At 73.1% G+C, this 3,393-nt stretch carries 4 protein-coding genes; all 4 read right to left on the reverse strand.

All coding sequences use genetic code 11. The features are described from left to right. Positions 1-211, reverse strand: a 211-nt coding sequence (locus ACLQ24_RS29000; protein ID WP_425894919.1) for a DUF4314 domain-containing protein, incomplete at its 3' end; no start/stop codon positions are given. Further along, complete coding sequence (locus ACLQ24_RS29005) at positions 208-870, reverse strand: hypothetical protein (RefSeq protein WP_425894920.1); 663 nt, start codon at positions 868-870, stop codon at positions 208-210. The genes ACLQ24_RS29000 and ACLQ24_RS29005, both read right to left, overlap by 4 nt. After that, a complete protein-coding gene (locus ACLQ24_RS29010; RefSeq protein ID WP_425894921.1) occupies positions 867-2,063 on the reverse strand; it encodes a M23 family metallopeptidase in 1,197 nt (398 codons plus the stop codon). The genes ACLQ24_RS29005 and ACLQ24_RS29010 overlap by 4 nt, the downstream gene beginning before the upstream one ends. A 103-nt stretch (positions 2,064-2,166) precedes the next feature. Continuing rightward, the gene (locus tag ACLQ24_RS29015) at positions 2,167-3,204 is read right to left on the reverse strand and encodes a hypothetical protein (protein ID WP_425894922.1); all 1,038 of its coding nucleotides are present in this window, start codon (positions 3,202-3,204) and stop codon (positions 2,167-2,169) included. Positions 3,205-3,393: the final 189 nt, after the last annotated feature.

Genomic DNA, 3,393 nt, shown 5'->3' on the forward strand with positions numbered 1-3,393 from the left:
TGTCCCAGGCGACCTCGACGATGTTCTGCCGCTGGTCGTGGCGGCGGACGGTGCCGGTGTCGCCGGCACGCAGCCGGGTATGTGGGTCGCTGGTGTGGACCAGCGCGACGCGCTGGCCAGGCTGGTACCTCATGGTGGTCTCCGATCGGTGAGTGGACGGGCCATCGCTGCCGCTGGTGGGCGGCGTCGGCGTGGGGTCGGGTGTGTTCATCGGGCGCTGCCCGTCGCGTCACCCGTCGTGGGGTTGTGCGGCGGCCAGGGCTTGCGGGTGACGTGGTCGCCGAACATCGGGTCGGTGGCGACCGAGGAGCCGCAGCGGGTGCAGCTGGTGGCGGTGTCGTAGCCGTAGCCGGCCATGGACGGCACCTCGATTCGGTCGATCTCGTCGATCGCGCCGCAGGCGGTGCACACCGTCATCTCCGGGCCGCCGTCGTCAGCGGGTTCGGTGATGAACAGTTCGTCGGCGGGGTCGAGGTGGTGGGCGCTGTGCCGCAGCCAGCGGCCGTGGACCGTCGCCTCGTACACCACCAGTCGCCGCTGGTCGAGGTGCAGCAGGTACAGCCATTCGAGGGCCCCGTCGACGTCCTCGCGCAGCGCGCCCCGCCGGACGGTGTCGTTGTCGGCGGGGTAGCCCAGGCCCGGTACGGGCGGCTGCTGGTCCCAGCGGCGGGGCTTGGGGTTGACGGCGAGGGACCACCAGTTGCGGGCCAGCAGCGCCGTGGCCATGGCGCCGGTGTCGCGGCTGAACGTGTCGGTCCAGATCCGGCGCAGCAGCGGCACCAGAACCTCCGGGTCCTCGCCGAACTGGATCCAGCGTGCGGTGTACCTGCCGCGGAGCGCGGCGACACCGATGAGCGTGGGTGTGCTCACGGGCTTTTCCTCCTCAGGGTTGTGTGGATGGGGATTGCGGCCGTCGTCCCGGGGCGGGACGACCACCGAGCTGGGGGTGGATCACGCAGCCGCCGCCGACGTTCGCGATGGCGCCTACTGGTTGAGGGGCGCGCGCCGACGGAGGCCATGAAGGCGACCGGGTCGACGGCTGTGGCGGAGGTGTGGTCACCGAGGTGCACCTCGAAGTGCAGGTGCGGTCCGGACGAGTGGCCGGAGCTGCCGGAGACCCCGATGACGTCACCTGCCGCGACCTGTTGGCCCTCGGCGACGGCCGGGTGGGCGAGCATGTGGCAGTAGCGGGTGATCACCCCACCGGGGTGAGTGATGTCGACGTACCAGCCGCAGCCACGGGTGAGAACCGGGTCGCCGTCGCGGTCGCAGCCCCAGTCGGCGCCGGTGCGCACGTCGACGGCGTTGCAGCGCACAACGGTGACGGTGCCGGCGGACGCGGCGTGGATCGGGGTGCCCTTGCCCACGATCAGGTCGACGCCGTCGTGCCCGGGCCGGCCCGGGGTGCGGAAACCGGAGCCGACGTCCCCGTGCACCGGTTGGGTCCAGCCCTGCGCGCTGACGGTCACGCCGCAGGCGGCCAGGCCGGTGGTGACGCCGGTCAGGGCGGCGACGATGCGGGTGGCGTCGGGTTCCCACTTGGCGTAGGCGTCCGGGTAGGCCGACCGCTGCACCGCCTGGGCGGCCTCGGTCAGCGCCATCGCCTGCCAGCCGTCGACGGCCTGCAACTTCTGGTAGAACTTCGTCGCCGCGTACTGCGGGTCCCGTAGCTGCTCGGGGGTGCCCCAGCCCTGTGATGGCCGCTGTTGGAACAGGCCGACCGAGTCGCGGTCCCCACTCGGGGTGTTGATCAGCGAGGATTCCTGCATCGCGGTGGCCACGGCGATGACCCAGCCGCGGGGCGGGACGCCGAGGCGCATGCCGACGGCGGTGATGGTGGCGGCGTTGCCGACCTGCTCGGTGCTCCAGTCACCGATCGGACCGATCCCGTCCGGGGCCGGGCTGCGCGTCGCCGACGAGGTGGTGGGTGTGACGCTGGTTGCCGTACCGCAGGCGCCGGCGCCTGCGCCGCCGCCGAAGATCAGGGTGGTGGCCAGTCCGGAGCACAGCAGCAGGACGCCGACGACCGCGATGGCGATCCCGGACAGCACGCGGGTGGTCATGACTGGTCACTCCTTCGAAGCGGCGGCCGGGTGGTGGGCGGGGACGGCGAAGGCCGCGCGGGCCAGTGGGAGGCGTCGCGCGGCCTTCGGGGTGGGTGCGAGGTCAGCGGGCGAGGACGGCCACCTTTTCGCCGTGCAGCAGGGGTGCCCCGTCGGGGCCTTTGATGTGGGCGTTGATCCAGATGCGGAACGGGTGGCCGTCTCGGTCGATCAGGCGTCGCCAGTGGCCGCGGACGACGAACCGCACCCGGTAGTGCCACTTGGGCTCGCCGTCGGTGGGTTCGGCGAGAGGGCTGGTGCGGCGCAGCATGACCACGCGGGTGTCGTGACGGATGCTGGCCCGTACGGCGCGGCGGCGCGCCGCGCGGTCCAGGGGGGCGGCGGCGACGGTCGCGAGGGGTTGGGCCTGGATGCGCCAGAAGGCGTAGGCGACGGCGGCGCAGGCGCGCATCGGGGTGGTGGTCTCGTCGATGCAGAACCGGCCGTCGGGTGCCGGTTCCCAGTCGCGGTCGTCCCCGTCGAGGACCGGCAGGTCGGGGCGGGGGTCGACGGGCTGGCCGATGGGGATCTCGGTGAAGTCGGTCAGCACGTAGGGGCCGAACTGGCGGGCGAGGTCGGGCCGGTCAGCGAGCTGCTGCCGGCGGCGGACGGCCGCGGGGTCGTGCGGGTCGTGGTGGTCGGCCCAGCCGGCGATGGCCCAGAAGGACCGGCCGCTGTGGGTGTTGGTGGTGCGGGCCCAGGTGATCGCCCCGATGGAGGACACCTCGCCGCTGAGGCTGCGGTGGTAGATCGGTTCGGGGAGGAAGAGCACCCCGCCGTTGTCGGGGGCGATGTCGGCGGGGAGCACCTCGCCGGTCAGGTCGAGGGCCGTCGCGGCGGCGGCGATGATCGCGGTCATCGCGGGGGCGATGACGTACGGCTCACCGAGTCGCCACGGGTTGGCGGTGATGGCGCGGCCCGCGGTGAGGACCTTCGCCATGCCCGCTGGGCTGGGGCTGGGGTGGTTGGCGAGGCGGCTGTCGAAGAACGCCTGCAGGTACTGCGCCGCTAGCGGGCTGCGGTGGTGGTCGACCATGCGGGTGCGTAGGTCGACGGCGGTGCGGGCGTAGCCGGCGAGTGTGTCGTTCGGTAGGAAGTTCACTGGTTGCCTCCAGGTGCGTGCTCAGGCGGCTAGCGCCGCCACGGGTGGACGCCGGTAGACGGGGGATTCCGGGGGCACCGCGTCCGGTACGGGCGCGGGCCGCGTCAGGGGTGCCGGCGGGCGGGCGGGGGTGAACCAGCCGGTGAAGCGGCGCGGCGGGGCGGGCACGGGGGCGCGTCCCCGTACGAC

This window comes from Micromonospora sp. DT4, assembly GCF_049841675.1.
In the GTDB taxonomy this organism is placed as follows: Bacteria; Actinomycetota; Actinomycetes; order Mycobacteriales; family Micromonosporaceae; genus Micromonospora.

Coding starts and splice junctions, on each gene's coding strand:
- ACLQ24_RS29010 (WP_425894921.1), bottom strand. CDS start 2,063: ATGACCACCCGCGTGCTGTCCGGGATCGCCATCGCGGTCGTCGGCGTC.